5 protein-coding genes and 3 tRNA genes are annotated in these 6,102 nt (G+C 59.0%); 5 read left to right on the top strand and 3 right to left on the bottom strand.

Features of this window, described 5'->3' with window-relative positions:
• The first annotated feature begins 121 nt into the window (after positions 1–121).
• The 5 genes from GX147_08775 (at position 122) to GX147_08755 (ending at position 2,229) form a co-directional block, all read left to right on the top strand.
• Positions 122–496 carry a hypothetical protein gene (locus GX147_08775; GenBank protein ID NLN60775.1) on the top strand — a complete coding sequence of 125 codons (375 nt, stop codon included), beginning with the start codon at positions 122–124 and terminating at the stop codon, positions 494–496.
• 124 nt (positions 497–620) lie between these two features.
• A complete protein-coding gene (gene serS, locus GX147_08770; GenBank protein ID NLN60774.1) occupies positions 621–1,892 on the top strand; it encodes a serine--tRNA ligase in 1,272 nt (423 codons plus the stop codon).
• Between the two features lie 21 nt (positions 1,893–1,913).
• Positions 1,914–1,999, top strand: a tRNA-Ser gene (locus GX147_08765).
• Between the two features lie 48 nt (positions 2,000–2,047).
• Positions 2,048–2,141: transfer RNA gene (locus GX147_08760), tRNA-Ser, on the top strand.
• Positions 2,142–2,152: 11 nt separating this feature from the next.
• Positions 2,153–2,229, top strand: a tRNA-Arg gene (locus tag GX147_08755).
• 110 nt (positions 2,230–2,339) lie between these two features.
• On the opposite strand, the gene GX147_08750 is transcribed toward GX147_08755, so the two are convergent.
• The 3 genes from GX147_08750 to GX147_08740 form a co-directional block, all read right to left on the bottom strand.
• On the bottom strand, positions 2,340–2,633 hold the full coding sequence (locus GX147_08750) for a GYD domain-containing protein (GenBank protein ID NLN60773.1): 294 nt from the start codon (positions 2,631–2,633) through the stop codon (positions 2,340–2,342).
• Between the two features lie 70 nt (positions 2,634–2,703).
• Positions 2,704–5,232 carry a PAS domain S-box protein gene (locus tag GX147_08745; protein NLN60772.1) on the bottom strand — a complete coding sequence of 843 codons (2,529 nt, stop codon included), beginning with the start codon at positions 5,230–5,232 and terminating at the stop codon, positions 2,704–2,706.
• A gap of 96 nt (positions 5,233–5,328) precedes the next feature.
• The gene (locus GX147_08740; GenBank protein NLN60771.1) at positions 5,329–6,030 is read right to left on the bottom strand and encodes a hypothetical protein; all 702 of its coding nucleotides are present in this window, start codon (positions 6,028–6,030) and stop codon (positions 5,329–5,331) included.
• Positions 6,031–6,102: the final 72 nt, after the last annotated feature.

The raw sequence follows: 6,102 nt of genomic DNA, 5'->3' as shown, positions 1-6,102 counted from the left end.
TTTCACATACGCCCTAGGCCTCTGGGCTTTCTCGGTGATCCGGATCATCGACGCGGCCTTTTTTCCACTCCAGGATCGTAAATAACCTCTGAAAGCCGCCTTCGTCGCCCTTCTGGTCAACGTGGTCCTGAGCGTCCTTCTCATGTTCCCCCTCAAGCATGGCGGGCTGGCCCTGGCCACATCACTGGCATCGGCGGTCAATGTCTTCATGCTCTCCGTCATCCTGTGGAAAAAAATCGGTGCCTTCCTGGATCGCGCGTTCTGCCGGTCCCTGGTCCACGTGCTCATCTCTTCGGCCGTAATGGCGGGCGCCATTTATTTGGTCGGCTTCTTCATCACCTGGAACGTCCACGCTTCCCTCCAGGCGCGATGCCTGTACCTGGCTGTTTGCGTATCCTCCGGCTTGACCGTCTTTTTCAGCGCTTCCCTTTTGACCGGAAACCCGGAACTGCTCTTTTTCCTCGACCACCTGAAGCGGAGAGTTCTCCGCCCGTAGTTTCCGTCACTTCCGCCGGTCCCTCCGTCGGAGACGAACGGCGGGACAAAATCATTGACTTCAAAACTTCAAAGTGATAGGGAATATCTCCCTTGCGGAAGGTCGAGGGAAGGAGCGTACGTCCATGCTGGACATCAAATTCATTCGGCAGCACACCGATCTGGTTCGCCGGAAACTCATCGAGAGGGGGCAGGACCTGGACCTGGATGAGGTCATCCGTCTGGAAGAACAGAGGCGGAACATCCTGCAGGAAGTGGAAAACCTCCGCAACGAGCGCAACACCGTTTCGAAGCAGGTCGGGGAGAGAAAAAAGAACAGGGAAGACGCGACGGAGCTGATCGAAAAAATGGGGAGCGTATCCAGGCGCATCAAGGACCTGGAAGAGACGCTGAACCGTACGGAGGAAGATCTCGACCAGTTCCTCATGACGATTCCCAACATGCCCCATGAATCGGTGCCCTTCGGCCGGGGGTCGGATGACAACCCGGTTATACGCACCTGGGGGGAAAAAAGATCGTTTCAGTTCACGCCGAAGCCGCACTGGGAAATCGGCGAGAACCTCAACATCCTCGATTTCGGCCGGGGAGCCAAGATCACCGGAGCCCGGTTCACCCTCTATCGGGGGGCGAGCGCTCTGATGGAACGGGCCCTGATCAACTTCATGCTCGATCTCCATACCCGGGAACACGGATACACGGAAGTTCTGCCGCCCTTTCTGGCCAACCGGGACAGCATGACCGCCACGGGGCAGCTTCCCAAATTTGAGGAAGATCTTTTCAAGATCGAGGGTCTCGATTATTTCCTGGTCCCCACGGCGGAGGTTCCCGTCACCAACATCCACCGCGATGAGGTGTTGCGGGAAAAGGACCTGCCCATTCATTATGTGGCCTACACACCCTGTTTCCGCGCCGAAGCCGGCTCCTACGGCAAGGACACGCGGGGGTTGATTCGCCAGCACCAGTTCAACAAGGTGGAGCTGGTGAAGTTTTCGACGCCGGAAGGGTCTTACGACGAACTGGAAAAGCTGACGGCGAATGCCGAGGAAATTCTGAAAAGATTGAACATCCCTTTCAGGACGGTTAATCTCTGCAGCGCCGACCTGGGGTTTTCCTCCGCCAAAACCTACGACCTGGAGGCGTGGATGCCCGGTCAGGATGCGTATCGGGAAATATCCTCATGCAGCAACTTCGGGGACTTCCAGGCCCGTCGCGGGGCGATCCGCTTCCGCCGGGAAGAGAGCGGCAAAATAGAGTTCGCCCATACGCTGAACGGCTCGGGTCTGGCCGTCGGCCGTACGGTGGTGGCGATCCTTGAAAATTATCAGGAAGAGGACGGAACCGTCACGATTCCGGACGCCCTGCGCCCCTATATGCACGGCATGGACCGGATTCGCTAGCCGGCACGGGGAATTTGAGATGGAGGGATGGCCGAGCGGTCGAAGGCGGCGGTCTTGAAAACCGTTAACCGAAAGGTTCGCGGGTTCGAATCCTGCTCCCTCCGCCATACCTGTAACGGCCGGGAGCATGGAACCTCTTCAGGTTAAAGACAAACGGAGAGATGGCTGAGTGGTCGAAAGCGGTCGCCTGCTAAGCGATTGTACGCCCTATAAGGTGTACCGCGGGTTCAAATCCCGCTCTCTCCGCCATTTTACATCACGCGCCCATGGCTCAGCTGGATAGAGCGCCAGACTACGAATCTGGATGTCGTAGGTTCGAATCCTACTGGGCGTGCCATGACATCGGGGGGTTGGGGATGCTGGATCTTCAACCCCCCGTTTCCATGTAAAGGAGTCGTCCCGACTCTTCTTCATGGGGATTGCTAAACCCCGTTGCGAACGGGCCGTCTAAATCCTTTCGACTTCGGACATGAGCCGGTCGAACTGTTCGACATCCACTACGGGCGATGTCGTAAAGGAAATGCCCGTCAGCATATTGAGGGCGACCGATGTGGACAGGACCTTGTCCGCGTCGGGGAAATCCAGGGTAAAAACCAGATCGTGTTCCCCCAGGACGGCGTACATCGAGATGATTTTCCCGTCATTTTTCTCGATGATTTTTATCGCCTTCTTCGTCCGTTCCTCCGACACCCCTTTCAGCGACTCCTTGCTGTACTTCCCGAACATCATGAATATCGGCATGCGGCGCCCCCCTTTCCTTCGAAGTCATTCAGAGTACCCTTTCCGCCGTCGATTCGGCGACGGGAACATCCTAGCCTGAATCGGCGGACCCGTCAAGTTCCCGGCGGATGGCCAGACCGATCTGTTCCGTTATGTAGGGCTTCGGCACATAGGCCCCCGCGCCGAGGGCCTGGGCTTTCTTCACCCGGTCACTTTCCGAATAGCCGCTGACGATGATCGCCTTCTGACGGGGATTCATCTCATGGATTTTCCGGTAGGTTTCATAGCCGTCCATGCCCGGCCCCATGATCATATCCAGAACGATGAGATCCGCCCGCCGGGTTTTCAGGTATTCGACCGCCTCCTCGCCACCGGACACGGTGTCCACCCGGTAGCCGATGCGTGTCAGAATTTTTTGGGCCAGGTCCCGCTGCTCCTCCACGTCATCCACCACCAGGATCCGTTCACCCCGACCCTGATATTCGCCCGCCGCGACCTGACCGCGCTCCTCCATCGCCTCCTCCCGGGTGACGGGGAAATAGAGGGCGAAAACACAGCCTCGGCCCTCTTCGCTCTGCACGTCGATATAACCCCGGTGATCCTTGACGGTCCCCCAAACGACGGACAACCCCAGTCCCGTTCCGCTTCTGCCCATCACCTTTTTGGTATAGAACGGCTCAAAACTTTTCCCGATATCGGCCTTGGATATCCCCTTTCCGTTATCCGACACGGCGAGAACCACGTAATCCCCTTCCTCGATTTGATCGTACCCGTTCAAGGGGGTATCGAGGTATCGGTTCGCGGTGCGTACAACGACCCGGCCCCCCTCCGGCATGGCTTCAACGGCGTTCGACATCAGATTCATCACCGTTTTACCCAGGTGGTGCGGGGACCCCCTGAGGTTCAGGAGACGATCAGCCAGAATGACCTCGAAGACAACGCCGGGGTTGGCCCGTTTGATTGCTTCAAATTCCGGCGTTTTCAGGTAATCCCGGACGACGGCGTTCAATTTGACGACTTCCGATCTATCCACGTTTCGGCGTGCCAGAGTCAACAGGTCCTGAACAATCGCCCCGCCCCTTTGGCCGGCCGACAGGATGTTCTGTACCTGTCTCCGTTGCGGGCTGCCCTCGGGCATGCCGGGCAGCAGCAATTCCGAATAACCGACGAGTACGCCCAGAACATTGTTCAGATCGTGGGCCACCCCTCCGGCCATGAGCCCCAAAACCTCCATTTTCTCGGCGCGATGGAGTCGCTCCAGCAGTTTTTTTCCTTCCTCTTCGGCCCGTTTTTTCTCCGTGATGTCCATAGCAACGGACAGTTTGACCAGGCGGTCGTCGAACCAGTGCATGGCCCGGTCACGACACTCGTACCAGCGGCCGTTCAGGCTGTTGCGGACCTCCCGGACAACGCCGCCCGTCGGTTTCCCCGTTTCATCAATCAGCCGGTCGTTCGTACAGAACGAACAGGGAGCGGATTGGCCGAGCTGAAAAACACGCCAGCACGTTTTCCCCGTTACTGCACCGAACAGTTCGCTCGCCAACCGATTGATGAAGAGCACCTCCTTCGTTTCCATATCCTCCACGTGAACCACCGCATCGAGGCTGTCCAGGAGTTCGGAGAAGCGTTTGTTCGTTATAGTCAACGCCTCCTCCGCCTTACGACGATCCGTAATATCGCGGATGGTCTCGATGGCGGCCACAACACGACCATCCGTATCGTAGAGGGGGGCGGCCGTCGCGAGAAGGTAGGCCTTGCCGCCCTTCAACCTGGGCACATAACTGGTTTCCCCGATGACGGTCTCGTTATACCGGCTTATACGGCGGTACTGATCGTCAACGTTTTCACGCGGCTCCAGCACCAGATCGATGAGCATGGGCCTTCGATCCCCGTAAAACGGAACGGCGTATTCGTGGTTTCCCCGGCCGAGCATCTCCTCCGCCTCGACGCCGGTCATTCTTTCCAGAGCCCGGTTCCAGTAAAGGACCCGTCCTTCCCCGTTGATGACCAGGGTGGCGTCGGGCAGGAATTCGATAATCTCGGCGAGCCGCCTTTCCGATTCCTTCAGTCTCCCTTCGGACTTTTTCAGACGCGTAATATCCCGCGCCGTGGTCACGACGGCCCGGACATCCCCGTGTTCGTCGAATTCCGGCACGAGAAGCCAGTCGATCCAGATACGGGCGGGCAGCATAAATTCAACACGATGGGGTTCCGCCTTGTCGAAGACCCGCTGAAGCGCTTCCTCCCAGATTACGACCAGGTCCTCCGGAAAGCCCAGCTCGGCGTGGGTTTTCCCCAGAAAGGCGTCGCGGGCGAGTCCCGTCTGCTGTTCCACGGTCCGATTGACGTAGAGATGACGACGGGACCGGTCAAAACGCATGATGACGTCGGGGGAATGTTCCGCGAAGGCCCGGAAGGTTTCCTCGCTTTCCCGCAGCGCCCGTACGACCCTTTTGTATTCCGCCGCGCTGCACGGCCCTGAACCGGGCGTTGTGTCCCCGTCTTCCCGCCGAGCCGCCTGGGCCATCCGCGCGACGGTTCTTTCCAGTCCGTCGATGCGATCGCGGGCTTCCTTCAATTCCGCCAGGAGGCGGGTCCGGCTTTTCCCCTGGTCCTTCATCGATCCATCCACCCATACGCCGGATGCGGGGGTCCGGCGCTCCGGACAACCACCGGCGGCGATGGATTGTCAAAGGAATCGATTCGATTCATCATGTCATGCCCTATCCTCCCCGTTTTTCCCCTTCGTCACCGGGGCCCGGTCCTCCCCGCCGTTTTCCACAGGGGCGAGCAGAGTCATTCTTTTCATCAGGTCCCGGGCACGGCTGCCCCCCCTGAGGATCTGCTGAACAAAGTGGCGGAGCGGTTCTTCACGGCCGGCCAAATCGGCCAGGGCCATTTCCGCGTAGCCCGTTACGACCCCCAGCAGGCTGTCGGCGTCCTGAACCGTTTTTCTGAAAAGGCGCAGGGTGTCCTCCAGGCGCCATTTCCCGGCGAGGACGTCACCGAGGTTATCCCCTCCGGCGACGTCCTGAAAAACCATCATGAACCGACGGGGCCCCAGCCGGATCACCCGGACATGGACCCACAAACGGCCCGCCTCCCCACCGGGGACGGCGACGTACTCTTCCAGAACGGCGCCGGCGTCGTCCCTTTCGATGAACGCATCGAGCCGTTCGACGCGATCTCCCGTTCCGTCCCCGCCGGGGGTCCCGTTTCCATCGAGGGCGCTCATCAAGGCCTTCAGGTCGGACCAGCGGCGTATCCCGGGATGAAACATCCGCCCCATGGCGGGATTCAAATACACCAGATCCCCCCCCTTGTCCAGAAGGGCTATCCCGAAAACCAGGTTGTCACAGGCGAGGCGGAACAGATCCTCCCGCACCGCCGTTGTTTTGTGGCCTTTCGTCTCATTCACAGAACACCACCCTCCTTTGCGATCCCACGATGATGTCCGTTTCCAAAAAAACCGGCGGGAAACGGCCTCCCG

The sequence above is a fragment of the Deltaproteobacteria bacterium genome (assembly GCA_012522415.1).
Lineage (GTDB): Bacteria > Desulfobacterota > Syntrophia > Syntrophales > JAAYKM01 > JAAYKM01.
This window is presented reverse-complemented; position numbering and strand designations above follow the sequence as displayed.

Bases quoted from the DNA above. Each gene is read 5' to 3' on its own strand.
- GX147_08745 (NLN60772.1), bottom strand. From the start codon at position 5,232: ATGAAGGACCAGGGGAAAAGCCGGACCCGCCTCCTGGCGGAATTGAAG.
- GX147_08750 (NLN60773.1), bottom strand. From the start codon at position 2,633: ATGCCGATATTCATGATGTTCGGGAAGTACAGCAAGGAGTCGCTGAAA.
- serS (NLN60774.1), top strand. From the start codon at position 621: ATGCTGGACATCAAATTCATTCGGCAGCACACCGATCTGGTTCGCCGG.